27 protein-coding genes are annotated in these 25,869 nt (G+C 71.2%); 16 read left to right on the top strand and 11 right to left on the bottom strand.

What is annotated here, in order from left to right:
- Nucleotides 1-6: 6 nt before the first annotated feature.
- Together ABT122_RS19455 and ABT122_RS19460 are read right to left on the bottom strand one after the other, a co-directional pair.
- Nucleotides 7-1,398 carry a metallopeptidase TldD-related protein gene (locus ABT122_RS19455; protein WP_351553335.1) on the bottom strand — a complete coding sequence of 464 codons (1,392 nt, stop codon included), beginning with the start codon at nucleotides 1,396-1,398 and terminating at the stop codon, nucleotides 7-9.
- Complete coding sequence (locus tag ABT122_RS19460) at nucleotides 1,395-2,918, bottom strand: TldD/PmbA family protein (protein ID WP_351553338.1); 1,524 nt, start codon at nucleotides 2,916-2,918, stop codon at nucleotides 1,395-1,397. Before ABT122_RS19460 ends, ABT122_RS19455 begins: the two co-directional genes overlap by 4 nt.
- Before the next feature lie 264 nt (nucleotides 2,919-3,182).
- Here ABT122_RS19460 and fabG point away from each other — a divergent pair, with 264 nt between their 5' ends.
- From fabG to ABT122_RS19475, 3 genes are all read left to right on the top strand, one after another.
- On the top strand, nucleotides 3,183-3,887 hold the full coding sequence (gene fabG / locus ABT122_RS19465) for a 3-oxoacyl-[acyl-carrier-protein] reductase (protein WP_351553341.1): 705 nt from the start codon (nucleotides 3,183-3,185) through the stop codon (nucleotides 3,885-3,887).
- 5 nt (nucleotides 3,888-3,892) lie between these two features.
- Nucleotides 3,893-4,663, top strand: coding sequence for an enoyl-ACP reductase FabI (fabI, locus tag ABT122_RS19470; RefSeq protein WP_351553344.1), 771 nt, complete (start codon nucleotides 3,893-3,895; stop codon nucleotides 4,661-4,663).
- Between the two features lie 201 nt (nucleotides 4,664-4,864).
- Complete coding sequence (locus ABT122_RS19475; RefSeq protein WP_351553346.1) at nucleotides 4,865-5,218, top strand: hypothetical protein; 354 nt, start codon at nucleotides 4,865-4,867, stop codon at nucleotides 5,216-5,218.
- 55 nt (nucleotides 5,219-5,273) lie between these two features.
- On the opposite strand, the gene ABT122_RS19480 is transcribed toward ABT122_RS19475, so the two are convergent.
- Nucleotides 5,274-5,990 carry a FadR/GntR family transcriptional regulator gene (locus ABT122_RS19480; RefSeq protein ID WP_351553348.1) on the bottom strand — a complete coding sequence of 239 codons (717 nt, stop codon included), beginning with the start codon at nucleotides 5,988-5,990 and terminating at the stop codon, nucleotides 5,274-5,276.
- A 112-nt stretch (nucleotides 5,991-6,102) separates the two neighbouring features.
- On the opposite strand from ABT122_RS19480, the gene ABT122_RS19485 reads away from it, so the two are divergent.
- From ABT122_RS19485 to ABT122_RS19500, 4 genes are all read left to right on the top strand, one after another.
- Nucleotides 6,103-7,485 (top strand): CynX/NimT family MFS transporter, encoded by a 1,383-nt coding sequence (locus tag ABT122_RS19485; RefSeq protein WP_351553351.1) that lies wholly within the window; start codon nucleotides 6,103-6,105, stop codon nucleotides 7,483-7,485.
- A 4-nt stretch (nucleotides 7,486-7,489) separates the two neighbouring features.
- Nucleotides 7,490-7,606 carry an SGM_5486 family transporter-associated protein gene (locus tag ABT122_RS19490; RefSeq protein ID WP_351553354.1) on the top strand — a complete coding sequence of 39 codons (117 nt, stop codon included), beginning with the start codon at nucleotides 7,490-7,492 and terminating at the stop codon, nucleotides 7,604-7,606.
- Between the two features lie 355 nt (nucleotides 7,607-7,961).
- Complete coding sequence (locus ABT122_RS19495; RefSeq protein ID WP_351553357.1) at nucleotides 7,962-8,168, top strand: hypothetical protein; 207 nt, start codon at nucleotides 7,962-7,964, stop codon at nucleotides 8,166-8,168.
- 101 nt (nucleotides 8,169-8,269) lie between these two features.
- Nucleotides 8,270-8,821 (top strand): SixA phosphatase family protein, encoded by a 552-nt coding sequence (locus ABT122_RS19500; protein ID WP_351553360.1) that lies wholly within the window; start codon nucleotides 8,270-8,272, stop codon nucleotides 8,819-8,821.
- Nucleotides 8,822-8,971: 150 nt separating this feature from the next.
- Here ABT122_RS19500 and serB read toward each other — a convergent pair whose 3' ends face one another.
- Nucleotides 8,972-10,189 (bottom strand): phosphoserine phosphatase SerB, encoded by a 1,218-nt coding sequence (gene serB, locus ABT122_RS19505; protein WP_351553363.1) that lies wholly within the window; start codon nucleotides 10,187-10,189, stop codon nucleotides 8,972-8,974.
- Nucleotides 10,190-10,432: 243 nt separating this feature from the next.
- Here serB and ABT122_RS19510 point away from each other — a divergent pair, with 243 nt between their 5' ends.
- Nucleotides 10,433-12,994: an ABC transporter ATP-binding protein/permease gene (locus ABT122_RS19510; protein WP_351553366.1), complete on the top strand. Its 2,562-nt coding sequence runs from the start codon at nucleotides 10,433-10,435 to the stop codon at nucleotides 12,992-12,994.
- A gap of 153 nt (nucleotides 12,995-13,147) precedes the next feature.
- On the opposite strand, the gene ABT122_RS19515 is transcribed toward ABT122_RS19510, so the two are convergent.
- From ABT122_RS19515 to ABT122_RS19525, 3 genes are all read right to left on the bottom strand, one after another.
- A complete protein-coding gene (locus ABT122_RS19515) occupies nucleotides 13,148-13,873 on the bottom strand; it encodes a transglycosylase SLT domain-containing protein (protein ID WP_351553368.1) in 726 nt (241 codons plus the stop codon).
- A gap of 281 nt (nucleotides 13,874-14,154) precedes the next feature.
- Nucleotides 14,155-15,246 carry an S-adenosylmethionine:tRNA ribosyltransferase-isomerase gene (locus ABT122_RS19520; protein ID WP_351553370.1) on the bottom strand — a complete coding sequence of 364 codons (1,092 nt, stop codon included), beginning with the start codon at nucleotides 15,244-15,246 and terminating at the stop codon, nucleotides 14,155-14,157.
- 13 nt (nucleotides 15,247-15,259) lie between these two features.
- Nucleotides 15,260-15,955 carry an SDR family NAD(P)-dependent oxidoreductase gene (locus tag ABT122_RS19525; RefSeq protein ID WP_351553373.1) on the bottom strand — a complete coding sequence of 232 codons (696 nt, stop codon included), beginning with the start codon at nucleotides 15,953-15,955 and terminating at the stop codon, nucleotides 15,260-15,262.
- A gap of 208 nt (nucleotides 15,956-16,163) precedes the next feature.
- Here ABT122_RS19525 and ABT122_RS19530 point away from each other — a divergent pair, with 208 nt between their 5' ends.
- The 3 genes from ABT122_RS19530 (at nucleotide 16,164) to ABT122_RS19540 (ending at nucleotide 18,343) form a co-directional block, all read left to right on the top strand.
- Nucleotides 16,164-17,309, top strand: a complete 1,146-nt coding sequence (locus ABT122_RS19530; protein WP_351553376.1) for a GAF domain-containing sensor histidine kinase — start codon at nucleotides 16,164-16,166, stop codon at nucleotides 17,307-17,309.
- The gene (locus ABT122_RS19535) at nucleotides 17,302-17,946 is read left to right on the top strand and encodes a response regulator (RefSeq protein ID WP_351553379.1); all 645 of its coding nucleotides are present in this window, start codon (nucleotides 17,302-17,304) and stop codon (nucleotides 17,944-17,946) included. The genes ABT122_RS19530 and ABT122_RS19535 overlap by 8 nt, the downstream gene beginning before the upstream one ends.
- 151 nt (nucleotides 17,947-18,097) lie before the next feature.
- Nucleotides 18,098-18,343, top strand: coding sequence for a chaplin (locus ABT122_RS19540; protein ID WP_351553382.1), 246 nt, complete (start codon nucleotides 18,098-18,100; stop codon nucleotides 18,341-18,343).
- Between the two features lie 164 nt (nucleotides 18,344-18,507).
- On the opposite strand, the gene ABT122_RS19545 is transcribed toward ABT122_RS19540, so the two are convergent.
- Nucleotides 18,508-19,302 carry an Rv1486c family protein gene (locus tag ABT122_RS19545; protein ID WP_351553385.1) on the bottom strand — a complete coding sequence of 265 codons (795 nt, stop codon included), beginning with the start codon at nucleotides 19,300-19,302 and terminating at the stop codon, nucleotides 18,508-18,510.
- A 147-nt stretch (nucleotides 19,303-19,449) separates the two neighbouring features.
- Between ABT122_RS19545 and ABT122_RS19550 the strand changes: the two genes are divergently transcribed.
- From ABT122_RS19550 to ABT122_RS19565, 4 genes are all read left to right on the top strand, one after another.
- Nucleotides 19,450-20,250, top strand: coding sequence for an ABC transporter ATP-binding protein (locus ABT122_RS19550; protein WP_351553388.1), 801 nt, complete (start codon nucleotides 19,450-19,452; stop codon nucleotides 20,248-20,250).
- 85 nt (nucleotides 20,251-20,335) lie between these two features.
- On the top strand, nucleotides 20,336-20,764 hold the full coding sequence (locus tag ABT122_RS19555) for an NfeD family protein (protein WP_351553391.1): 429 nt from the start codon (nucleotides 20,336-20,338) through the stop codon (nucleotides 20,762-20,764).
- 139 nt (nucleotides 20,765-20,903) lie between these two features.
- On the top strand, nucleotides 20,904-21,833 hold the full coding sequence (locus ABT122_RS19560) for an SPFH domain-containing protein (RefSeq protein ID WP_351553394.1): 930 nt from the start codon (nucleotides 20,904-20,906) through the stop codon (nucleotides 21,831-21,833).
- Nucleotides 21,834-21,895: 62 nt separating this feature from the next.
- The gene (locus ABT122_RS19565) at nucleotides 21,896-22,672 is read left to right on the top strand and encodes a sulfite exporter TauE/SafE family protein (protein WP_351553397.1); all 777 of its coding nucleotides are present in this window, start codon (nucleotides 21,896-21,898) and stop codon (nucleotides 22,670-22,672) included.
- A gap of 45 nt (nucleotides 22,673-22,717) precedes the next feature.
- Here ABT122_RS19565 and ABT122_RS19570 read toward each other — a convergent pair whose 3' ends face one another.
- The 3 genes from ABT122_RS19570 to ABT122_RS19580 form a co-directional block, all read right to left on the bottom strand.
- Nucleotides 22,718-23,227: an HNH endonuclease gene (locus ABT122_RS19570; protein ID WP_351553400.1), complete on the bottom strand. Its 510-nt coding sequence runs from the start codon at nucleotides 23,225-23,227 to the stop codon at nucleotides 22,718-22,720.
- 194 nt (nucleotides 23,228-23,421) lie between these two features.
- Nucleotides 23,422-23,958: a YbhB/YbcL family Raf kinase inhibitor-like protein gene (locus tag ABT122_RS19575; protein ID WP_351553402.1), complete on the bottom strand. Its 537-nt coding sequence runs from the start codon at nucleotides 23,956-23,958 to the stop codon at nucleotides 23,422-23,424.
- Nucleotides 23,959-24,048: 90 nt separating this feature from the next.
- Nucleotides 24,049-24,831, bottom strand: coding sequence for a sporulation protein (locus ABT122_RS19580; RefSeq protein ID WP_351553405.1), 783 nt, complete (start codon nucleotides 24,829-24,831; stop codon nucleotides 24,049-24,051).
- Nucleotides 24,832-24,905: 74 nt separating this feature from the next.
- On the opposite strand from ABT122_RS19580, the gene ABT122_RS19585 reads away from it, so the two are divergent.
- Complete coding sequence (locus tag ABT122_RS19585) at nucleotides 24,906-25,547, top strand: DNA-3-methyladenine glycosylase (RefSeq protein ID WP_351553408.1); 642 nt, start codon at nucleotides 24,906-24,908, stop codon at nucleotides 25,545-25,547.
- The last annotated feature ends 322 nt before the right edge of the window (nucleotides 25,548-25,869 follow it).

Raw genomic sequence — 25,869 nt, forward strand, 5'->3', positions numbered from 1 at the left:
TTGAGGTTATACGCCCTGGCTGACAGAACTCATATTGAAATCCGGCACCCGCAGCGCGGGCATCGCGGCGCGGGTGAACCAGTCGCCCCACTCGCGCGGCAGCGTCTTCTCCGTACGGCCCGCCTCCGCGGCCCGCGAGAGCAGATCGACGGGCGACTCGTTGAAGCGGAAGTTGTTCACCGCCCCGGTCACCTCCCCGTTCTCCACGAGATAGACGCCGTCCCTGGTCAGCCCCGTCAGCAACAGCGTCGCCGGGTCCACCTCGCGGATGTACCAGAGACAGGTCAGCAGCAGTCCCCGCTCGGTCGCCGCGACCATCTCCTCCAGCGAGCGCTCGCCCCCGCCGTCCAGGATCAGATTCCCGGCGCCCGGCGCGACCGGCAGCCCGGTCAGCCCCGCGCTGTGCCGGGTGGTCACCAGATGCTCCAGCCTTCCGTCCCGTACCCAGTCCGTCCGGGCCAGCGGCAGACCGTTGTCGAAGACGGAGGCGTCGTCCCCCGAGGCATGCGCGATCATGAACGGCGCGGACTGGAGGCCCGGCTCCTCCGGGTCGCTGCGCAGATTCATCGGCAGCGGGGAGAGCGTCTCCCCGACCCGGGTCCCGCCGCCCGGCCGGGAGAAGACCGTACGGCCCTCCACCGCGTCCCGGGCCGTGGACGACCAGAGCTGGTAGATCAGCAGATCCGCGACGGCCGTGGGCGGCAGCAGCGTCTCGTACCGCCCGGCGGGCAGCTCGACCCGCCGCCGGGCCCAGCCCAGCCGCCGCTCCAGCTCCTCGTCCAGCGCCCCCGGGTCCACATCCGTGAAGTCCCGCGTCGACCGCCCCGCCCACGCCGAGCGGGAGCCGTCGGGCGACTTCGCGTTCAGCTCCAGCGTCCCGTTCGGCTGATCGTGCCGGAGCCGCAGCCCGGTGGAGGTGCCGAGGTAGGTGGAGGTCATCTCGTGGTTGGCGAATCCGTACAGCTCCCGCCCGCCGGCCCGGGCCCGCGCGAAGGCCTCGCCGAGCGCCGGCGCGAAATCCGTGAAGACGGCCGACGAGGTCTCGGCCGGCGCGTCCCGGAAGCCGGGGGACTCGGCGGGCCCGGCGACCAGCGGCCCCGCGTCCTCCGCCGGCCCCGACTCCCGGGCGGCGGCCTCGGCCGCCCGCACCAGCGACTCCAGGTCCTCACCGGTGACCGCCGACCGCGAGACCACCCCGGACGCGGTGCCCCGGGCGCCGTCGACGGTCGCGATCACGGTCAGGTTGCGGCCCCGGGTGACCCCGTTGGTGGTCAGCGCGTTGCCGGCCCAGCGCAGATTGGCCGAGGAGAGCTCGTCCGCGATGACGACACAGCCATCGGCGGTGGAGAGTTCGAGAGCCCGCTCGACGATGTCGTACGGCTTGCTGGTGCGGCTCATCGTCCGGCCTCCTGCGTCGTGTTCAAAATGTTCACCCCGCGGAACAGGGCGGACGGGCAGCCGTGCGAGACCGCCGCGACCTGGCCCGGCTGGGCCTTGCCGCAGTTGAACGCGCCGCCCAGCACATAGGTCTGCGGGCCGCCCACCTGCTCCATCGAGCCCCAGAACTCCGTGGTCGTCGCCTGGTAGGCGACATCCCGCAGCTGCCCCGCCAGCCGGCCGTTCTCGATCCGGAAGAACCGCTGCCCGGTGAACTGGAAGTTGTACCGCTGCATGTCGATCGACCACGACCGGTCGCCGACGACATAGATCCCGCGCTCCACCCCGCCGATCAGGTCCTCCGTCGACAGCCCGCCCGGCGCCGGCTGGAGCGACACATTCGCCATCCGCTGCACGGGCACATGGCCGGGGGAGTCCGCGTACGCGCACCCGTTGGAGCGCCCGAGCCCCGTCAGCCTCGCGATCCGCCGGTCCAGCTGATAGCCGACCAGCGTGCCGCCGCGCACCAGGTCCCAGGATTGGGCCCGCACGCCCTCGTCGTCGTATCCGATGGTCGCGAGCCCGTGCTCGGCGGTGCGGTCACCGGTCACATTCATCGCCGACGAGCCGTACGCCAGCTTCCCCAGCTGGTCGAAGGTGGCGAACGAGGTCCCCGCGTACGCCGCCTCGTACCCCAGGGCCCGGTCCAGCTCGGTGGCGTGGCCGATCGACTCGTGGATGGTGAGCCAGAGGTTCGACGGGTCCACCACCAGGTCGTACCGGCCGGCGCTCACGCTCGGGGCCCGCATCTTCTCCGCGAGCAGCCCGGGGATCTCCTCCAGCTCCGAGTCCCAGTCCCAGCCCGTGCCGGTCAGATACTCCCAGCCGCGGCCCACGGGCGGCGCGATCGTCCGCATCGAGTCGAACTCGCCGGTCGTCTCGTCCACGGCGACGGCGGTGAGCTGGGGGTGCAGCCGCACCCGCTGCTGGGTGGTGACGGTGCCCGAGGTGTCCGCGTAGAACTTGTTCTCCTGCACGGTGAGCAGCGAGGCGTCCACATGCGCCACCCCGTCCGCCGCCAGCAGCCGGCCGCTCCACTCCGCGAGCAGGCCGGTCTTCTCCTCGTCGGGCACATCGAACGGATTGACGGCGTACGAGGAGACCCAGGTCTTCTCCGCGTGCACCGGCTCGTCCGCCAGCTCCACCCGCTCGTCGGAGCCGGCGGCGGCGATCACCCGCGCCGACAGCTTCGCCATCGCGACGGCCTGACTCGCGACCTTCGCCGCCGCGTCCATGGTCATGTCCACACCGGAGGCGAACCCCCAGGCGCCGCCGTGCACCACCCGCACCGCGTACCCGAGGTCCGTCGTGTCCGACGACGCGGCCGGTTTGGCGTCCCGCAGCCGCCGGGCCGCGCTGCGCACCCGCTCGAAGCGGAAGTCCGCGTGCACCGCGCCCAGGGCCCTCGCCCGGGCGAGCGCGGCGTCGGCGAGCGACCGCAGGGGCAGTGCGAGGAATGTCTGATCGATGTCATGGGGCACAGGGGCCCTCCCCTTCTCGGCCGGTGCGGCGACGCGACCGACGACGCGACGACACGACTGCAGACCCGCAGTGAATCATGTGCGGGCGGACCGCTCCGGCGGGGAGCGGCGGACGGCGTTCGATGTGCGGGGCACGGTTTCGGCCTCTTTCTGTAGAGACCCGACAGTGACTCGATGACGGTGCTGTCACTGCCCGATTCCCCGGCGGCGGAGCGGTACCGATAGTTTCGGAGGTACCACGACTGCTATGGAAAGGGTGATCCGTTGAGCCGCTCGGTTCTCGTCACCGGAGGAAACCGGGGCATCGGCCTCGCCATCGCCCGCGCTTTCGCCGAAGCCGGCGACAGAGTCGCCATCACCTACCGCTCGGGCGAGCCCCCGGCGGGCTTTCTCGCCGTGCGCTGCGACATCACCGACAGCGAGCAGGTGGAGCAGGCGTACAAGGAGATCGAGGAGAAGCACGGCCCGGTGGAGGTGCTGGTCGCCAATGCCGGCGTCACCCGGGACCAGTTGCTGATGCGGATGTCGGAGGAGGACTTCGTCTCCGTCCTCGACACCAATCTCACCGGCACCTTCCGCGTCGTGAAGCGCGCCAACCGGGCGATGCTCCGCGCGAAGAAGGGCCGGGTTGTCCTGATCTCCTCGGTCGTGGGGCTGCTCGGCTCGGCGGGGCAGGCGAATTACGCCGCCTCCAAGGCCGGTCTCGTCGGTTTCGCCCGCTCGCTCGCCCGCGAGCTGGGCTCGCGGAACATCACGTTCAATGTCGTCGCGCCCGGCTTCGTGGACACCGATATGACCAAGGTGCTCACCGACGAGCAGCGCGAGGGCATCGTGTCCCAGGTGCCGCTCGGCCGTTACGCGCAGCCGGAGGAGATCGCCGCCGCCGTGCGCTTTCTCGCCTCCGACGACGCCTCGTACATCACTGGAGCCGTCATCCCGGTTGACGGCGGATTGGGCATGGGTCACTGATCGCCATGAGTGGAATCCTCGCCGGCAAGCGCATTCTCGTCACGGGAGTCCTCACGGACTCGTCCATCGCCTTCCACGCGGCCAAGGTGGCCCAGGAGGAGGGCGCGGAGGTCATCCTCACCGGCTTCGGCCGGCTCAGCCTCGTCGAGCGCATCGCGAAGCGGCTGCCCAAGACCGCCCCGGTCATCGAGCTGGACGTCACCAACCAGGAGCACCTGGACGGACTCGCGGACCGCGTCCGTGAGCACTCCAGCGACGACACCGGGCTCGACGGCATCGTGCACTCGATCGCCTTCGGCCCGCAGGGCGCGTTCAACTTCCTGGAGGCGGGGTGGGACGACGTCTCCACCGCCGTCCAGGTCTCCGCGTACTCCTACAAGTCGCTGACCACCGCCTGTCTGCCGCTGATGGGCCCCGGCGCCTCGGTCGTCGGACTCACCTTCGACGCCCAGTTCGCCTGGCCGAAGTACGACTGGATGGGCGTGGCCAAGGCGGCCCTGGAGTCCACCAACCGCTACCTCGCCCGCGACCTGGGTCCGCGGGGCATCCGCTGCAACCTGATCTCGGCGGGTCCCCTGAAGTCGATGGCCGCCAAGTCCATCCCCGGCTTCGAGGAGCTGGCGGATGTGTGGAACCACCGCGCTCCGCTGGAGTGGGACCTGGCCGACCACGACTCCGCGGGCCGGGGTGTCGTCGGTCTGCTGTCGGACTTCTTCCCCCGGACGACCGGGGAGATCGTCCATGTGGACGGCGGCGTCCACATGATGGGTGCCTGAGAGGCCCTCGGACACCGGTACGGCTCCGGCGCCCCGTCCCCCGCGGCACGCGCGGGACGGGGCGCCGTCCGTTCGGCCCCACCCGTTCGGCCCCGTCCGGCGGGCGGCGGGCCGCGCGGGCGCCGAGGCTGGAGGGGCAACCCCCCTTGTGGTGCAGCCGCTGCGCGATCGCGCCGCGGTACGGCCGAGGAGGTCCTGCTCATGCGCATGATCCGGAGCTCAGCCCCCGTACTGGCCGCGGTGACCCTGCTGCTGTGGGCGACCCCTCAGGCCCTCTCCCAGGAGCCCGGGGCGCGGCCCGGGCCGCCGCCGGCACGGTACGAGGCCGACTGCCGCACCGAGATCGACGGCTCCTGGGCCATCGCCCACTGCCACAATCCGTACCCGGTCACCGACCGGGTACGGCTGCACATCGAGTGCGAGCGCTGGTGGGACATCGATGTGGACACCGCTCCGGCCGAGCTGGGCGCCGCCGGGTATGTGACGGTCACCGACCGCTGCTGGAAGGAGATCCGCGCGGTCTGGGTCAGCCATCAGCCGCTGCCGTCCTCCTGATCCGGGCCCGAGCCCGGCCCGGTCCCGGCCCTGGTCCTGGTCCTGGTCCCGGGTCCTAGTCCTGGTCCCGGCCCTGATCCTCCGCCTCCGCCTCCGCGCTCTCCGCATTCCGCAGACACATGAACGGATAGCTCGCGGCCTCGGCGGAAGCCGACGCGCCGTCGCCCGCGCGGATCGCCTCGACCAGCCGGCCGTGGTCCATATGGTGCTCCGGGCGCAGCTCCCGGCCCACATCGCCCCTGAGCCAGTCGCGCAGCAGGGCGCCCAGATCCGCGTACAGCTCGCCGAGCACATCGTTGTGGGAGGCGGCCACCACCGCGAAGTGGAACGAGGCATCGGCGGCGATGAAGCGCTCCGTGTCACCCGTCGCCCAGGCCTCCTCGCGGCGGGCCAGCAGCGCGTCGAGCTGGTGCAGATCGCGTTCGGTGCGCCGGCCTGCGGCCAGCCGGGCGGCCGACGACTCCAGGGTCGAGCGCACCTCGGCGACATCCCGGGGCGAGGCGCCGGCGAACCGGCGGTGCATCACCCCGGCCAGCTCGCTGGTGGCCAGCACATAGGTGCCCGAGCCCTGCCGGATGTCGAGCAGACCGTTGTGCGCGAGCGCGCGGACCGCCTCACGGACGGTGTTCCGGGCCACACCGAGCTGCTCGACCAGCTCCGGTTCGGTGGGAATCCGCGTACCGACCGGCCACTCGCCGGTGGTGATCTGATTCCGCAGCTGAGCGATCACCTGGTCGGTGAGCCCCGATCGCCGGGGGGAGGTCAGGGTCATGGTGTTCCTCGTCCTGGCTCGAACGCTCCTGGGTGCGCCAAGGGCGATGTGAGGCAAATCCGGGCAATCGCCGCTGGACAATCAATCATCCCATGATTCTATGATGGGCACTATGCCCTATGAGATCCGGCCCGAAACGCGGACCCAGCACCCCATGGACCCGGCCCGCGCGCCGGAGCCCCGAGCGGTCCAGGAGACCCGGGAGGCCCAGGAGGCCCGGGAGCCGCATGGGCCGGACGGGCCGCGGGGGACCCGGCGTCCGCCGGCCACGACGGCCGCGGTCTGGACCCTCCGGCTGGTGACCGTCGGCATCGTGCTCGCCGCGCTCAACCTCCGGCCCGCCATCACCAGCCTCGGGCCCCTGCTGGAAGAGGTCCGCGCCGGACTCGGCATGAGCGGCAGCGTCGCCGGTCTGCTCACCTCCGTACCGCCCCTGTGCTTCGCCGTCTTCGGCCTCGCCGCCCCCCGGCTCGCCCGCCGTTTCGGCCCCGGGACCGTGGTCTGCGCGGGCATGGCCGCCATCGCGGCCGGAGTGCTGATCCGGGCCTTCGCCGGGGGCACCGCGGGCTTCGTCGCCGCCAGCGCGCTGGCGCTCATGGGCATCGCGGTCAGCAATGTGCTGATGCCGGTGCTGGTGAAGCGGTACTTCCCCGACCGCGTCGGCTCGATGACCGGGCTCTACTCCATGGCCCTGGCGGTCGGCACCTCGGTCGCCGCCGCCGTGACCGTGCCCCTGACCGGGGCGCTCGGCGGCGGCTGGCGGGTCGGCCTCGGGATGTGGGCGGCTCTCGCCGTCCTCGCCGTACTGCCCTGGCTCGCCCTGGCCCGCGACAGCCGGGGAGCACCGGCCCCCGCCGCCACCGCACCCCCCGCCGCCGGGGACGGCGGTACGGAGCGCCCCGCCCCGAGGATCGTCCGCAGCCCCACCGCCTGGGCCCTCGCCTGCTTCTTCGGCCTCCAGGCCACCGGCGCGTACATCACCATGGGCTGGATGCCGCAGATCTTCCGGGACGCGGGCGTCCCGGCCGGCACCGCGGGAGTGCTGCTGGCGGTGACCATGGCGATGGGCGTCCCGCTCGCCTTCGTCATCCCCCGGCTCGCCGGCCGGCTGCGCCACCAGGGGCCCATCGTCGTCGTCCTCGGGCTCAGCGGACTGGCCGGATACGCGGGTCTCCTCACCGCCCCCGCCGCCGGGGCCTGGGCCTGGGCGCTGCTCCTGGGCGTCTCCAACTGCGCCTTCCCGCTCGCCCTCACCCTGATCGGCCTGCGCTCCAGGACCGGCGGGGGAGTCGTCAGGCTCTCCGCCTTCGCCCAGTCCACCGGCTATCTGATCTCCATACCCGGCCCCCTGCTGGTGGGCGTGGTCTACCAGCACAGCGGTGGCTGGGATCTTCCGATCATGCTGATGGCCGGGCTCCTCGTACCGCAGATCGTCTGCGGTGTCCTGGCGGGCAGGGACCGGACGATCGAGGACGAGACCGGGATGCGAGACTGAACCCATGCCAGTCCTCGATCCGAATCCGCAGAACGGCCAGAAGAAGCTCCTCCTTGTCTTCGGCACCATGATCGGCTTCTTTGTGGTCATGGGAATCATCGCTTCCATCGCGTCTCCCTGACAGATCCGGGCCGCCCCCGGAGCCCCGGGCCGTGAGCGCGGGCCGAGGGCCCCGCCCGGCACCGTGAGCCCGGCCCGGCACCGTGAGCCCGGCCCGAGCCCGCGCTGGAGCACCTCGTACGGCACCGCGAGCCCGCACCGAGCCCGCACCGGGGCACCCCTCCCGGCACCGTGAGCCCGAGCCGCCGGGGCCCGCGCCCCGGCCGCCCCGCACGGGGGTGGTGCCGGCCCCCCATCCCCTAGGGGGTCAGGTTCAGGGGGAAGTGGGTGGACCACCGGATGGGCGCCCGCTGCCGTGATCCCTAGCGTGGGACCAACCAGCGCGGACCCGCGGATCACAGCTCACGGAGGCGACCATGTCGGTCCACACCCCCAACCCTTCCCGTGGCACGGGCGGAGCGGGCCACCGTCTCCCCTGGTGGGCCCTCGCGCTGCCGGTGCTCGCCTTCGCGGTGCTGATGCTCGGCACAGCCGGCCCCGCCCGGGCCGAGACCACCGCCACCGGCGGCGAGCCGGTCGTCCGGGTGGCCATCGAGTACCTCCGGGCGCTTCTGACCCGCTGAGTCACCATCCGGTCACGCCCGTCGCACCACCGCCCCCACCTGGGTGGGAAGCCCGTCAACACCCCGCGCCCGTTGGCGCGTTTCATGCGAAGCTGGGGTGCATGAGCGTCGCCACGCCGTCCGGCGGGAAAGCCCCCGGACCCTCCGAACCCCGCAGGATCGTGCTCCTCCGACACGCGAAGGCCGAGTGGTCCGAGAACTCCGACCACGACCGCCCGCTCGCCGAGCGAGGGCGGATGGACGCCCCCGTGGCGGGCCGCAGGCTCGCCGAGACCTCCATCGCCTTCGATCTCGCCCTGTGCTCAACAGCGGCCAGGACCCGGGAGACATGGAAGCTCGCGGTGCACGAACTGCCGGAGCGCCCCAGAACGGTCTACGAGGACCGGCTGTACGAGGCATCCCCCGGCGAGATCATCGCCCTGCTCAACGAGACCCCGGACGAGGTGGGCAATCTGCTGCTCATCGGCCACAACCCCGGAATGCACGCGGTCGCCGACGCCCTCGCCGGGGAGGCCGAGGGCGATCTCCAGGCCCGGATGAACCGAGGCTCCTTCCCGACCTCGGCCTTCGCGGTCCTGGAGTTCACCGGCTCCTGGAAGAGCGTGGAGCACGGAATCGCCCGGCTGACCGGCTACTGGGCTCCGCACGACTGATCCGGCGCCCCGGGCCGCCCCGCTCCGGGGCCGCACCGTCCGCAGGTGTCCGTACCTCGCCACCCGCCCCGGCAGAGGTCCCGGACCGGCCCTCATCGACAGGGCCCCGGCACGCGCCGGGGCCCCGCTCCGTTTCCGCTTCCGTGCGCCTCAGTGCTCGGCGTCCGCGCCGTCCGCCGCCTCGACCTCTTCACGGGTGATGCCCAGCAGATAGAGCACCGTGTCCAGGAACGGCACGTTCACCGCCGTGTGCGCGGCCTCCCGCACCACGGGCTTGGCGTTGAAGGCGACCCCCAGACCGGCCGCGTTCAGCATGTCCAGATCGTTGGCCCCATCACCGATCGCCACCGTCTGCGCGAGCGGGACGCCCGCCTCGGCGGCGAACCGGCGCAGCAGCCGCGCCTTGCCCGCCCGGTCGACGATCTCCCCGGTCACCCGGCCGGTGAGCCTGCCGCCGGCTATCTCCAGGGTGTTCGCCGAGGCGAAGTCCAGCCCCAGCCGCTCCTTGAGGTCATCGGTGACCTGGGTGAAGCCACCGGAGACCACACCCACCTGGAATCCCAGCCGCTTCAGGGTACGGATCAGGGTCCGGGCGCCCGGAGTCAGCCGCACCTCGGCGCGCACCTTCTCCACCACCGAGGCGTCCAGACCCTTCAGCAGCGCCACCCGGGCGTGCAGGGACTGCTCGAAGTCCAGCTCCCCGCGCATCGCGGCGGCCGTGACCTCGGCCACCTGCTCCTCACACCCCGCGTGGGCGGCGAACAGCTCGATGACCTCGTCCTGGATCAGGGTGGAGTCCACATCCATGACCACCAGCCGCTGGGCCCGGCGGTGCAGCCCCGCCGACACCACGGCCACATCGACGCCGATGGCGGAGGACTCGGTGGCCAGCGCGGTGCGCAGGGTCTCCGTCTCCGCGCCGGAGACAGCGAACTCGACCGCCGTCACCGGATACTTGGCGAGCCGGAAGACACGGTCGATATTGCCGCCGACGGCCGCGATCCGCGCCGTTATGGCCGCGGTCGCCTCGGCCGTGAGCGGGTGGCCGAGCACCGTCACATGGGACCGGCCGCTGCCGCGCGGCCGGTTGTCCCCGATGCCCGAGATGATCTCGGCCTGGAGCTTCACGGACTCGGCCCAGCTGTGCACGGTGGCCCGCAGCTCGCCCTCGTCGGCCCCGGCCGCGGTGGGCGCGGTGACCAGCGCGCAGAGGACGAGGCGGCCCCGGGAGACCACCTGCTCGATGTCGATGACATCGACCGAGAAGGCGGCGAGGGTGTCGAAGAGCCCGGCGGTGAGTCCGGGACGGTCCTTCCCGAAAATCTTGACGAGAAGGGTGCGTACGTCGGAGGTCTGCGATGCGCTCATGGTTCTCCCACCGTAACCGGCGATGGTGACGGCGAGATGAACCATCCCGATGGGCGGACAGCGGTCGCGGCCCCGGCGCTCACCCTGTGTCACGTTCCTGTCACGGAGGCGCCGCTTCCGGCGGGGCCGGCGCTCACCGCGGACCGGCCCGCGTACCAGGTGCGTAACCGAGCCTGAAATAGTTCCACCCGATGTTCGCCATCCCTAGACTCCCTGTGACAAGGGTATTTCGGGGGACAAGTAGTGGGGCATGGAGTGCGGGAACTCGTACTGGAATTGAACGGAAGGACCTGGGCCCTCGACCCGTCCAGGTCGTACACCCTGGGGCGCGATCCGCAGGGTGACATGGTGCTGGAGGACGCCCGGGTCTCCTGGAGGCACGCCAGCCTCGTCTGGGACGGCCGGAGTTGGGTCATCGAGGACCACGGCAGCACCAACGGCACCTATGTGCAGGGCCGGCGCGTCCACCAGTCGGAGATCGCCCCCGGACTGGCCGTGTACCTGGGCAACGCCACGGACGGCCCCCGGCTGACCCTCTCGGGAGCGGCGGCGGCCGGGGGGAGCGCGCCGGAGCGGCAGCGGTTCCCGGACCCGTACCAGCAGCAGGCCCCCGTCCTCCAGGAACCCTCCCACCAGCGGCGGCCCGGCGGCGGCCCGGCCGCGGACGCCCAGGGACGGCACCACCCCCCGTACGCGGGCGACGGCGCACCCGTGGCGCGGGCAGGGGCCCACCCGCCGGACGGGATTCCGCGGCAGCGGGGAGCCGAAGCCCCGGGAGCGCCCGCCCCCGGCGACCGCGACCCCACCACCTTCCACCAGCTCTCCCGGGGCCGGGTCATGCGCATCGGCCGCGCGCTGGAGAACGAACTGGTCATCGCCGACCTCCAGGTGTCCCGCTTCCACGCCGAATTCACCGCGACCCCGGACGGCCGTTTCGAACTCCGCGACCTCGGGGCCCACAACGGCACCTTCGTCAATGGCCAGCCGATTCCGAGATCCACCTCCGTCGTCATCGGCCCCGAGGACATCGTCGGTGTCGGCCACTCCACCTTCCGGATCGTCGGCGAACGCCTGGAGGAATTCGTCGACACCGGGGAAGTCTCCTTCTCCGCACGGCATCTGACGGTCACCGTCGACGGCGGAAAGCAGATTCTCCGCGATGTCTCCTTCGGTGTCCCCGAGAAATCCCTCATCGGTGTCATCGGTCCCTCGGGATCGGGAAAGTCCACCCTCCTCAAGGCGCTCACCGGATACCGGCCCGCCAACCAGGGTGATGTCCTCTACGACAACCGCAGCCTCTACAAGCAATTCGCCGAACTGCGCCAGCGCATCGGTCTCGTCCCCCAGGACGACATCCTGCACAAGGAACTCACCGTCCGGAAAGCGCTGAAATACGCCGCCCGGCTCCGCTTCCCCGGTGACACCGCCGAGAGCGAGCGCGAGGCCCGGATCGACGAGGTGCTGCGCGAGCTGAAGCTCGACCTCCACAAGGACAAGAAGATCACCTCGCTCTCCGGCGGCCAGCGCAAGCGCGTCTCGGTCGCCCTGGAGCTGCTCACCAAGCCCTCGCTGATCTTCCTGGACGAGCCGACCTCGGGCCTCGACCCGGGCATGGACCGCGATGTGATGCAGCTGCTGCGCGGACTGGCCGACGACGGCCGCACCGTCCTGGTGGTCACCCACTCGGTGGCCGAGCTCCAGCTCTGCGACAAACTGCTGGTCATGGCCCCCGGCGGTACGGTCGCCTACTTCGGCCCCCCGGAGGAGGCGCTCAACTTCTTCGGCTACACCACCTGGGCCGATGTCTTCTCCGCCTTCGAGAACTACCGCGAGTACGACTGGGCCGGCCGCTGGCGCGGCTCACAGCACTACCAGATGTACGCGGCCGACATCGACGCCGTCGCCCCGCAGCAGGCCGCCGTGGCCCCGCCGCAGCGGGTCCGCCCGCCCAAGCCGCAGAGCTGGGGCGCCCAGCTGGCGACGCTGATGCGCCGCTACACCGCCGTCATCGCCTCCGACCGGGGCTTTCTCGCGCTGATGGTGATCCTGCCCGCCGTCCTCGGCCTGGTCAGTGTGGTCATCCCGGCCGAGTTCGGCCTCGCGGCCCCCGACGACGGGAAATCCCGGCACAACAGCGACGCCGGCACCATCATGCTGATCCTGACGGTCGGCATGTGCTTCTCCGGCGCGGCCAACTCCGTCCGAGAGCTGATCAAGGAACGGGTCATCTACGAACGGGAGCGCGCCACCGGGCTCTCCCGCTCCGCCTATCTGATGTCCAAGGTGATCGTCCTCGGGCTGATCACCGCCGTCCAGGGCGTCATCCTCTGCGGTATCGGCTTCGCCCCGCGCGAGCTGCCCGCCGAGGGCCTGATCCTCCCGCCCGCCCTGGAACTCTGCCTGGTGGTCATCGCCCTCGGCTTCACCTCCATGATGTTCGGCCTGGTCATCTCCTCGCTGGTGCGGACCACCGAGAAGACCATGCCGCTGCTGGTGATGTTCGCGATCGTCCAGATCGTCTTCACCGGGATTCTCTTCAAGGTGTACGACTCACCGGGCCTGGAGCAGTTCGCCTGGCTGATGCCCTCCCGCTGGGCCGTCGCCGGCGCCGGAACGACCCTGGACCTGGGGCGGCTGATGCCGCCGTGGGACAGCGGGAACCCCGGGGACACCGATCCCCTCTGGGCGCACTCGGCGGGGCAGTGGGGCGTCAATGTGACGGTTCTGCTCGTGATGGCGCTCCTCTGCGGTGTCGCCGTGGCCCGGCTGCTGCGCCGGCACGAGCCCGAGGTCATGCGCAAGTAGCCCCGCCGCTCGCCCCGGCCGGGCGGGCCCCGCCGCTCCGCCGCGCGGAGCGGCTCCGCCGCACCCGTGCCGAAAGGGCGGCACTCCCGTACGGGGGTGCCGCCCTTCCGGCGTCTGTATGTCGCGGTCCGCCTGTCCGGACCGGGCTCCGGCTCAGTAGGCGCCGAAGACGTTGTCGATCGAGCCGTAGCGGTCGGCGGCGTAGTTGGCCGCGGCGACGATGTTGGCGACCGGGTGGTACAGGTCGAACGGGGTCCCGGCCACGTGGTAGGCGTTGAACGTCGGCTGGATGACCTGGAGCAGGCCCTTCGACGGCACACCGTTGATCGCGTTGATGTCCCAGTTGTTGATGGCACGCGGGTTGCCGCTGGACTCACGCATGATGTTGCGGTGCAGCCCGTCGTACGAGCCGGGGATGCCCTCCTTCTTCATGATGGAGAGCGCCTCGCGAATCCAGCCGTCCAGGTTGTTGGGGTAGACGGCGGTACGGGCGGCGACGGTGCGGGTGGCGACCGTCTCCTCGGAGGCACGCTTGGCGGCGGCGGACTCGGCGGCGGCCTTCTTGGTCGCGGCGGCGAGCTTCGCCTTGGCGTCGGCCTGGGCCTTCGCGTCGGTCTTCGCCTTGGCGGCGGCCTTCACGGCCTCCTGGATCTGGGTCTCGGCGGCGGACTTCTCCGTGTCGAGGTGGAGCATGGCCGGCTTGCCGGAAGCGGCCTGGAGGGCCACCGGAGCGGTTCCGGCCACTGCCTTGGTTTCGGCCGAGCCGCCGGCGGGCACCAGAGAGAGAGTGACTGCTGCGGCACCGGCGGCGGCGATACCGGCGATCGAGGCCTTGCGAGCCTTGGTCATATGGGTACTGCGAATGCTGGACGCGGACATACAGACGTACCTCTTCGAATCGGGAAGTCGCTTCAGGCCGTGGAGGCGGCGCTGCGCTCCTGCGGCGTGGCGACTGGGCAATTCTTAGCGGCAGCAAAATGCCCTGGCAAAGGTGTGACGTACGACCCGCGATAGTGGATCACGCCCTTGGCCAATCGCCCTCCCAATTACTCCGCGCCCGCTCACACGGTCCTTATCTCTCCACTAAAGAGATTCGTAAGTGACGTGCGTCCTATGCGCGGGCTCACACCGAGGCCCCACTGATATCACAATGCGTTGCTTCAGTAATGCAATGTGTCAGCGTTGCCATGCGGGTTGTCATCCGGAAGTACGAGATGGACGTCGCCGAACTCGTGCCAGAGGTAGAGCCCGCGCAGCGCCTCCTCATACGCACGGCAGAGAGCGGCCCGCCCGGCGATCGCCTCCAGCATCAGCAGATGCGAGGCCGCGGGCTCGTGCAGACCGGTCAGCAGGCCGTCCACGGCCCGCACCCCGCGCTCGGGCGTCACCACCAGATCCGTCCACCCCGAGGCCGCCCGCACCACCCCGTCCGCCCCCGCCGCCGACTCCAGCGCCCGTACCGCCGTCGTCCCCACCGCCACGATCCGCCCGCCGGCCGCCCGCGCGGCGTTCACCAGCCACGCGGTCGCCGCGGGCACCCCGAAGCGCTCCGGATACGGCGGCTCGTGCGCCTCGGCCGACGCCACCCCCGTGTGCAGCACCACCGGAGCGAACTGCACCCCCCGGCTCACCAGCTCCGCGACCAGCCGCGCCGTGAAGGGCCGCGCGGCACTCGGCATCTCCGCCGAGCCCGCGCCATCGGCCCTCGGGCGGGCGAACACCGTCTGATACGCCAAGAGCGGCTGCTCCCCGGCGGTGTACGCGTACCGGATGGGCCGCCCGTACCGGCTCAGCAGCCCCGCCACGGGCACCGGCACCGACGCCCACCACAGCCGGTCCGCCCCCGCCACCAGCGGCTCCTCCAGCACCAGCCGCACGCCCCCGGGCAGCCGCACCGCCGCCCCCGGGGGCCCGCCGGGCCGGGGCAGCGTGGTCCCCGCCCCGTCCGGCCGCCGCAGCTCCACCGCCCACCGACCGTCGTCACCGAGCGTGGAGAAGTGCACCACCACCGCCTCGGCCGCCAGCCGCCCGGTCACCGCCGCCGGCAGCGTCGCCGAGGTGTTGACCACCAGCACATCACCGGCCCGCAGCACCCCCGGCAGCTCCCGGAAGACCCGGTGCGAGACCCGGACGCCGCGCGACACCAGCAGCCGTACGTCGTCCCGCCCCGCGCCCCGCACCTCCGCCGGGACCCGCGCCGACAGCTCGTCGGGCACCCACAGCGCCTCCAGCGCCCGCACCGGCTCCGACATCACCGCACCCCGCTCACACCGTCTCCAGCAGCGAGGGGGCCGCGTACCGCCCGCTCACCGGCCGCTGGTCCAGCAGCCGCAGAAAGCCCGGAACCACCGATTCCGGCGTCGGGCGCTCCTCACCGTCGTTCGGGACCGCCGCCTCGTACAGATCGGTGTCCATGTCCCCCGGGTCCACCGCCCACACCCGCAGCTCCGGCTCCTCCACCCCCAGCACCGCCATCAGGTGGTCCAGCGCCGCCTTCGACGCCCCGTAGCCGCCCCAGGTCTCGTACGCCTCCGCCGCCGCGTCCGAGCTGATCGCGATCACCGTCCCGGCCTCCGAGGCCCGCAGCAGCGGCAGCGCCTCCTGCACCAGCCCCAGCGCCGCCACCACATTGGTCTCCAGCGCCTCCCGCAGCCCCGCCAGCGGCTGCGCCTCCAGCCGCACCAGCGGCGCGGCGCCCAGCACACTGGCATTGCTCACCAGCAGATCGAGGCCGCCCAGCTCCCGGGCGGCGGCCACCAGCGCCGCCCGGTGCGCCGGATCGTTCACATCGCCCGGCACCGCCACCACCCGGGTGCCGTGCGCCCCCACGAACCGGGCACTGCGCTCCAGCACCCCGGCGGTCCGGGCATTCAGCACCAGATCCCAGCCGCGCTCCGCGAGCCCGGCCGCGAGCGCGCGCCCCAGCCCCTTCGAAGATCCCGTGATCACCGCAACCGGCATGGCGTCCATCCCCTTCTCCGGCCGGCGCGCGTCGGGTCCGTGTCGTACTGCTCCGCGCCGACCCACCCACCGTAGAAAGGGGAACCTCACCTCCGCCTCGTCCGGCGGACCCCCTTCCCCAAGGCTTTTCGACCTAGGCCCCCGGTCCTAATCAGCTGCCGCCCACCGACGGATACGGACGGTCACACCCCGCCGGTACGGTGAGGGCATGAGCCATCGACCCAGCTCGGGCCTCGCCGCCGTGAGCACCGCACTCCTCGCCATGAGCAGGCATCTGGAGGTGCGCGATGTGCTCAAGACCATCGTCGCCTCCGCCCGCGACCTGCTGGACGCGGAGTACGCCGCCCTCGGCGTCCCCGACGACCACGGCGGCTTCGCCCAGTTCGTGGTCGACGGCGTCAGCGAGGCGCAGTGGAAGGCGATCGGCCCCCTGCCCCGCCAGCACGGCGTCCTCGCGGCCATGCTCCGCGACGCCAGGACCGAGCGGCTCGCCGATGTGCGCGAGGACCCGCGCTTTGGCGGCTGGCCCGCCGCCCACCCCGACCTCTCCGACTTCCTCGGCGTCCCGATCAAGGACGGCGAGGAGATCATCGGGGCCCTCTTCCTCGCCAACAAGCGCTGCCCCCGGCCCGGGGGCGGCTGCGGCTTCACCGAGGCCGACGAGGAGCTGCTCTCGATCCTCGCCCAGCACGCCGCCATCGCCCTGACCAACGCCCGGCTGTACGAGCGCAGCCGCGAGCTGACCATCGCCGAGGAGCGCTCCCGGCTCGCCCACGAGCTGCACGACGCGGTCAGCCAGAAGCTCTTCTCGCTCCGTCTCACAGCCCAGGCCGCCACCGCCCTCGTGGACCGCGACCCGGCCCGCGCCAAGGACGAGCTCCAGCAGGTCGCGGCCCTCGCCGCCGAGGCCGCCGACGAGCTGCGCGCCGCCGTCGTCGAGCTGCGCCCCGCCGCCCTCGACGAGGACGGTCTGATCAACACCCTCCGCACCCACATCCAGGTCCTCGACCGCGCCCACGCCGCCCGGGTCACCTTCGACACCTGCGGCACCAAGGCCCTGCCCGCCGCCCAGGAGGAAGCCGTGCTCCGGGTCGCCCAGGAGGCCCTGCACAACGCCCTGCGCCACTCCGGCGCCCACCGGGTGGACGTCGTGCTCGCCCCCCGGGGCCAGGGCGCGGTCCTCAGCGTCACCGACAACGGCCGGGGCTTCGAGCCCCGCACGGTCCGCCGGGCCGGCCGCCACCTCGGACTGGTCTCCATGCGGGACCGGGCGAGCGGCGTCGGCGGCAGACTCACCGTCCAGTCAGCGCCCGGCAAGGGCACCACGATCGAGATGGAGGTCCCCGGTGGGTGACAAGGTGGTTCGGGTTCTGCTGGTCGACGACCACCAGGTGGTGCGCCGAGGGCTGCGCACCTTCCTGGAGATCCAGGACGACATCGAGGTCGTCGGCGAGGCGGGCGACGGCGAGGAGGGGGTGGCCCGGGCCGAGGAGCTGAAGCCCGATGTCGTCCTCATGGACGTGAAGATGCCCGGCACCGACGGGATCGAGGCCCTGCGCAGGCTCCGCGACCTCGCCAACCCCGCGAAGGTGCTGATCGTCACCAGCTTCACCGAGCAGCGCACCGTGGTCCCCGCCCTGCGCGCCGGCGCCTCCGGCTATGTCTACAAGGACATCGACCCCGAGGCGCTCGCCGGGGCCATCCGCTCGGTCCACGCGGGCCATGTGCTGCTCCAGCCCGAGGTGGCGGGCGCCCTCCTCTCCCAGGAGGAGCAGGGCGGCGGCCACGGGCGCGGCGGCTCCCTCACCGAGCGGGAGCGCGAGGTCCTCGGACTGATCGCCGACGGCCGCTCCAACCGGGAGATCGCCCGCGCCCTCGTCCTCTCCGAGAAGACGGTCAAGACGCATGTCTCGAACATCCTGATGAAACTGGATCTGGCGGACCGCACCCAGGCGGCGCTCTGGGCGGTACGTCACGGTCTGGCGGGGTGACCGAAGGAGTCCCACCCGGGTTCCCGACCGGTCGGAGATTCATACTGTCGGGTGTATGTCACCCGGACGGCGCATCCCGATCGCGCGTACGGCGTTGTCCAGGGCGTGCCGCGGCGCACCGCCGCGGTCAATGCCCAGGAGGACTGAAGAAGTGAAGAACCTGAAGAAGGCCGCCGCCCTCACCATGATCACCGGCAGCCTCATCGCCGCGGGTGCCGGCGTCGCCTCCGCCTCCGGCGGGGCCCACGCCTGGGGCGAGGCCGTCGGCTCCCCGGGCGTCGCCTCGGGCAATCTGGTCCAGGTCCCGGTCCACGTCCCGGTCAACGCCGTGGGCAACACCGTGAATGTGATCGGCCTGCTCAACCCGGCCTTCGGCAACCTCGGCATCAACGCCTGACACCCACCACCCCCCCCGGTGGACCGGCCCCACCCGTGCGCACGGGCCGGCCCCACCGGGGGTCCGGGACCGGGCCGCCCCCCGCCCGGACCCGGCCCCACCGGGGGTCCGGGACCGGGCCGCCCCCCGCCCGGACCTCCGGGGCCGGGGCGGCCCCCCCCGGATCACCTCCCGCGCTCCCGCTCCTCCACATACGCGTTGTACGCGGCCACCTGCGCCCGCCGCGCCACCCGCTCCACCGGCCGCAGCGCCTCACCCCGCGCCGCCATCTCCGAGGCGCTCACGGCCCCGCCGTGCCCGTTCTCGTACGCCACCGAGATCAGCAGCCCCACCCGCTGGGCCAGCTCCAGCACCCGCACCGCCCGCGGCGGATACCCCGGCGCCAGCGCCTCCCGCCCCCGCTCCGCCCGCGCCCGGTAGGCGTCCACCGCCGCGTCCGCCACCGGACCCGACGCGGCCACATCGAGGCGCGCCAGCACCCGCGTCGCGTCGCGCAGCGCCTCCGCCAGCTCCCGCTCGGCCTCGCCGAGCGAGGGCACATCCGCCGGCGGGGCCTCCCGCACCGGCAGACAGTGCCAGACCACCTCCACCCGCACATCCGCGGCGCCGGTCCCCGCGCCCGCCTCGCGCACCTCGGGCACGAGACCGAACGCGGCCCCGTACCCCACGACCGCCTCCTCGGCCTCCAGCGCCCGCGCGTTGAACTCCGCGGGCCCGCTGAGCCCCAGCGGATGCCCCGGCACCGGCAGCGCCACCCGCCACCCGGTCACCCCGAGCAGCCGCAGCCGCCCCAGCGCCAGGCTGAGACCGACCGGCCCCGCCTCGCCCGGCAGCCCCTCCACCCGGTGCACCGCGTCGTCCGCGACGATCGCCTGCACCGCGTCATCCGGTGATGCGGCCCCCGCCAACAGGGCATTGCCCCAGGCGGCCAGCCGTCCTGAACGTGGTTCCCACAACATGCCCCCACCCTAAGGACGAACCCCAAGGTTCGGACCGGTGGACGGTGCCACCCGACCGGTGGCGTAGGTTTTCCCTGGGGGCTGTGCCCACAGGCACACAGGGCCTCCACACACCTCAAGACGATTGCATGGGGAGACAACGCGCTCATGAGCGAAGTACTGGAGCTGGTGGACGTATCCGTGGTCCGCGACGGACGCGCTCTGGTGGACGACGTCTCCTGGTCGGTCAAGGAGGGGGAGCGCTGGATCATCCTCGGCCCCAACGGCGCCGGCAAGACGACCCTGCTCAACCTCGCCTCCAGCTATCTCTTCCCGACCACCGGCACGGTCAAGATCCTGGACGAGCGCCTCGGCGGCGTCGACGTCTTCGAGCTGCGCCCCCGGATCGGCATGGCCGGCATCGCCATGGCCGAGAAGCTCCCCAAGCGGCAGACCGTGCTCCAGACCGTGCTCACCGCGGCGTACGGCATGACCGCCACCTGGCACGAGAACTACGACGCGGTGGACGAGGAGCGCGCCCGCGCCTTCCTCGACCGGCTCGGCATGACCGACTATCTGGACCGCCGCTTCGGCACCCTCTCCGAGGGCGAGCGCAAGCGGACCCTGATCGCCCGCGCGATGATGACCGACCCCGAACTGCTGCTCCTGGACGAGCCCGCGGCCGGCCTCGACCTCGGCGGCCGCGAGGACCTGGTGCGCCGGCTCGGACGCCTCGCCCGTGACCCGTACGCCCCCTCCATGATCATGGTCACCCACCATGTCGAGGAGATCGCGCCGGGCTTCACCCATGTACTGATGATCCGCCAGGGCAAGGTGCTGGCCGCCGGACCGGTGGAGATGGAACTGACCTCGCGCAACCTCTCCCTCTGCTTCGGCCTGCCGCTCGTCGTCGAGCGCGTCGACGACCGCTGGACCGCGCGAGGGCTGCCGCTCGGCCGGAACGCATAAGTTCTGGCCGAGAACCGACCTTCCGCCGATTCCCGGACACCCTGGCCCCCTGTCCTGACCCGACCGGCGGACCTACCATGACCATGTGGAAATCGACGCGTGGGTGTGGTGGCTGATCGGCGCGGTCGGACTGGGCATTCCGCTGGTCCTCACCGCGATGCCCGAGTTCGGAATGTTCTCCGCCGGAGCGGTCGCGGCGGCCGTCGTCGCGGCACTCGGCGGCGGTGTGGTCGCCCAGGTGCTGGTCTTCGCCGTGGTCTCCGTCGCCCTCATCGCCGTCGTCCGGTCGATAGCGGGACGCCAGCGCACCGGCGGACCCGGATTCTCCAGCGGGGTCGACGCGCTGAAGGGCCGTCAGGCGGTCGTGGTGGAACGGGTCGACGGGAGCGGCGGGCGCATCAAGCTCGCCGGTGAGATCTGGTCCGCCCGCACGCTCGACGCGGAGATGGTCTTCGAGCCCGGCCGGCAGGTCGATGTCGTCGAGATCGACGGTGCCACCGCGGTCGTCATGTGACCGGGGGCTGACCCCGCCGACGACAATCCAGGCCAACCTGCGGAACGCCCCCCGCGCAGACCACTGATCTGGGAAACTCGATCATCAGACTCATCCGGCCATCGGACTCATTCCGCAGCGAAGGGCACAGGAACAAGCGATGCAACCGATCATCATCGTCCTGATCATTCTGGTGGTGCTGGTCTTCATCGCCCTGATCAAGACGATCCAGGTCATCCCGCAGGCCAGCGCCGCCATCGTCGAGCGCTTCGGGCGCTACACCCGCACCCTCAACGCGGGCCTCAACATCGTCGTCCCCTTCATCGACTCCATCCGCAACCGCATCGACCTGCGCGAACAGGTCGTCCCCTTCCCGCCGCAGCCGGTGATCACCCAGGACAACCTGGTCGTCAACATCGACACCGTCATCTACTACCAGGTGACCGACGCCCGCGCCGCGACCTACGAGGTCGCCAGCTACATCCAGGCCATCGAGCAGCTCACCGTCACCACCCTCCGGAACATCATCGGAGGCATGGACCTGGAGCGGACCCTCACCTCCCGCGAGGAGATCAACGCCGCCCTCCGCGGCGTCCTGGACGAGGCCACCGGCAAGTGGGGCATCCGCGTCAACCGCGTCGAGCTGAAGGCGATCGAGCCGCCCACCTCCATCCAGGACTCGATGGAGAAGCAGATGCGCGCCGACCGCGACAAGCGCGCCGCGATCCTCACCGCCGAGGGCATCCGCCAGTCGCAGATCCTCACCGCCGAGGGCGAGAAGCAGTCCGCGATCCTCCGCGCGGAAGGCGAGGCCAAGGCCGCGGCCCTCCGTGCCGAGGGCGAGGCCCAGGCCATCCGTACCGTCTTCGAGTCCATCCACGCCGGAGACCCGGACCAGAAGCTCCTCTCCTACCAGTACCTCCAGATGCTCCCCAAGATCGCCGAGGGCGACGCCAACAAGCTCTGGATCGTCCCCAGCGAGATCGGCGACGCCCTCAAGGGACTCTCCGGCGCCTTCGGCAACCTCGGCGGCGGAGTCCCCGGCTTCAACACCGGAAAAGAGCGGCGCGAAGAGCCCCCGCTCGACTGACGCCATCCCTCATCGGGCATGATCGGTGCACTCGGCACCGATCATGAGGGGCGGCACACACCGTGACCATCTGGGAGATGCTCGCCGTCTTCGTCGCGGGTGTCTGCGGTGGCGCGATCAACGCCATCGTGGGCTCGGGAACCCTGATCACCTTCCCCGTGCTCCTCGCCACCGGCCTCCCCCCGGTCACCGCGACCGTCTCCAACGCCCTCGGCATGGTCTCCGGCGCGATCAGCGGCGCCATCGCCTACCGCGCCGAACTCGCCGGCCAGGCCCGCCGCGTCATCCGGCTCGGGATCGTCGCCGCCATCGGCGGTGTCGGCGGAGCCGTACTGCTGCTGACCCTGCCACCGACGGCCTTCGAGACCATCGTCCCGATACTCGTCGCCCTCGCCCTCGTGCTGATCATCCTCCAGCCCCGTATCTCCCGGGCCGTCCAGCGTCGCCGTGAGCGCAACGGCACCCCGGGACACGCCGACGGCGGCCCCCTGCTCCTCATCGGGCTGCTGCTCGCCAGCGTCTACGGCGGCTACTTCACCGCCGCCCAGGGCATCATCTACATCGCCCTCATGGGCATGCTGATCAACGACACCCTCCAGCGCATCAACGCGGTGAAGACCGTTCTCGCCGCCGTGGTCACCGGTGTCGCCTCGATCTTCTTCCTCTTCGTCGCCGAACTCGACTGGACGGCCGTCCTGCTGATCGCCGTCGGCTCCGCCATCGGCGGCCAGCTCGGCGCCGCCTACGGGCGCAAGCTCCCCCCGAACGCGCTCCGCGCCATCATCGTCGCCGTCGGCACGATCGCCATCGTCCAGCTTCTGCTGCGCCGCTTCACCTGACACCGCCGGAGCCCGCCCCACCGGGACGGGCTCCCTCCCCCACGACTACGCGGCCTGCCGGCCGGCCAGCCAGCCGGGCAGCTCCGCCCGCTCCCCGGCCCGCAGCCCCAGCAGCATCGCATCGGCCGGGGAGGGTATGAACGGCTCACGCAGCAGCGGCATCCCCGCCTGCTCGGGCGTACGGTCCGCCTTGCGGTGATTGTCCTCCGCGCAGGAGGCCACCGTATTGAGCCAGCTGTCCGCACCACCGTGCGAACGCGGCACCACATGGTCGACCGTCGTCGCGCGTCTGCCGCAGTACGCGCACCGGTGCTGGTCCCGCACCAGCACTCCCCGTCTCGACCACGGCGCCTGTCTTCGGAAGGGCACCCTGACATATCTGCACAGCCTGATCACCCGCGGTACGGGAAGATCCACCGCCGCCGCACGCATCCGGAGACCCGGGTGGGCCTGCTCGACAACCGCCTTGTCCTGGAGCACCAGAACCACCGCACGGTGCAGAGTCACCGTCGACAGCGGTTCAAAGCTCGCATTCAGTACCAGCGTGTCGCGCATCCCGCCCGCCTCCGTTCGCCTGCCCGCCCCCTGGCGGGCCTGGATCAACTCTGGCCGGGCGCGCCGAGATGGACAACGCAATATCCATGCCGCTCAGAGCCCCGTGCGAGGACCCGGCGACAAAAAAACTGCCCTGCTCTGATCTCTCCAGGACCAGAGCAGGGCAAACAATGGACGAACGGTCCGTACCGGAGTCAGCTCTCCGCCGGACTCGCGTACTCGCCGATCAACTGGGCGCGTCCGAGCGTGTGGAAACGGAGATTGAAGCCCACCACGGCCGGCGAGACCTCCGCGTCGGGGCCGAGCCTCGGCTGATCCACCGCGTACACCGTGAAGACATAGCGATGGTTCTCCCCGGCCGGCGGCGCGGCCCCGCCGAACTCCTTCGATCCGTAGTCGTTGCGGACCTGGACCGCCCCGTCGGGCAGCCCGGCGAACGACCCGCTGCCCGCACCGGCGGGCAGCTCGGTGACCGACGCCGGGATGTCGAAGAGCACCCAGTGCCAGAATCCGCTGCCCGTGGGCGCGTCCGGATCGAAACAGGTCACGGCGAAGCTCTCGGTCCCGGCGGGAAAGCCCTCCCACCGCAGATGCGGCGAGAGATTCCCCGCCGCGTGGAGCTGAGCGTCCTTCAGTACCGCCCCCGGCGCGATGTCATCGCTCACCACCGTGAACGACGGCACCTCCGGATGGAAAGCGTGCGGAAGGGGCGCCCTCGTCAACTCGGTCACATCCACAACCTCTCGTCGGATCGATCCTGTCCCGGTCCGCCCGGCTCACGGCCTCAGCCGGACCGCCGGACACGACCCTAGGGCCAGTGACTAGAGCCAGTTGCGCCGGCCGCCGACATCGGCGAGCCACTGATTGAGGTACGCCGCCCAGTCGGTGGAGCCGAAGTCCCGCTGTCCGACCGTGAACGCCTTGTACGAGTCGCTGCCCTCGCTGAACAGACCGGGCTTCTTGTCCATCTCCACGATGACGTCCATCTCGTGCTCATCGGCGATGAACGTCAGCTCCACCTGGTGCAGGCCCCGGTACCGCTCCGGCGGGTAGAACTCGATCTCCTGGTAGAACGGCAGCTTCTGCCGCGTTCCCCGGATGTGCCCGCGCTCCATGTCAGCGCTCTTGAAACGGAAGCCGAGCTGGACGAAGGCGTCGAGAATCGCCTGCTGGGCCGGGAGCGGATGGACGTTCACCGGGTCCAGGTCGCCCGAGTCGACCGCCCGCGCGATCTCCAGTTCGGTTGTCACCCCGATGTCCATCCCGCGCAGCCGCTGGCCGGCGATGTTCGTCACCGGGGTCTCCCACGGGATCTCCAGGCCGAACGGCACCACATGCACCGCACCGGCCTTCACCTCGAAGGCCCCACCGAGCTGCTGCTTGGCGAACTCGATGTTCTGCCTGACCTCCTGGTCACCGCTCTCCACCTCGACCTTCGCCTGAAGACCGACGGAGAGCGCCTCGATGCGCTGATCCACCGAACCGCCCTGAACGCGGACCTCGCCCTGGACGACACCGCCCGGCACCACGTTCTCCTCGGTGAGCACTGTCTCCACCGACGCACCACCGGCGCCCAGGCTCGCGAGCAGCTTCTTGAAGCCCATGTCCACTCCTTCTCTTTCCTGCTCCGTACATACGCACCACAGCGGGCACCGGTTCCCCGCTACCCTCGGACGCCATGATCAAGCCCTCCGACCGTACGCCGCTGCCCCGGGCCTTCTTCGACCGCCCCGTCCTGGACGTCGCCCCGGAACTCCTCGGCTGCACCCTGATACGGAACACCGCCGACGGCCCCATCGAGCTGCGGATCACCGAGGTCGAGGCCTACGCGGGCGAGCTGGACCCGGGCTCCCACGCCTTCCGCGGCCGGACCCCCCGGAACGAGGTGATGTTCGGCCCGCCGGGCCATGCCTACGTCTACTTCACTTACGGAATGTGGCACTGCCTCAACGCGGTGTGCGGTCCCGAGGGCCGTGCGAGCGGAGTTCTGCTGAGGGCCGGCGAGATTCTCGCGGGCGCCGAGCAGGCCCGCAAACGTCGACTCTCGGCCCGATACGACAGAGAACTGGCCAAAGGCCCGGCACGTCTGGCCACCGCCCTCGATGTCGACCGCGATCTCAACGGCACCGACCTCTGCGCCGGCACCACCGCCCCGCTCTCCCTGCTCCCGGGCCCGGCTCTCCGCCCTGACCAGGTCTCCAGTGGTCCCCGCACCGGAGTGGGCGGCGACGGAGCCCACCACCCCTGGCGCTACTGGATCGCGGGCGACCCCACCGTCAGCCCCTACCGCGCCCACACCCCGCGCCGCCGCGCAACTTGACTCGGCCCCGCACGCCGCCTAACGTAGCCCGAGCCGCTTGAGACGGGCCCTGCTGTTCAGCATCCCGAAGTGGCCATCCACTACTGACGACCAACCCCAATCGGGTGCGATTTCGGCATGCCGCAATCCATTTCGAAAGACTCGATTATGAGTTGACGCGGGAATCGGTTAACGTAGTGAACACGCCGAAAGGCAGCCGAAAGGCGAAAGGCCGGTCCAACTGGCCTCTGGATCTGAATCCAAGTCCGGAAACGGAATGGGAAAACGGTCTGGTAGAGTTGGAAATGCAAGACCGAAGGGAAAGCCCGGAGGGCCTGGTGAA

The organism is Streptomyces sp. NPDC001985 (assembly GCF_040296845.1).
Lineage (GTDB): Bacteria > Actinomycetota > Actinomycetes > Streptomycetales > Streptomycetaceae > Streptomyces.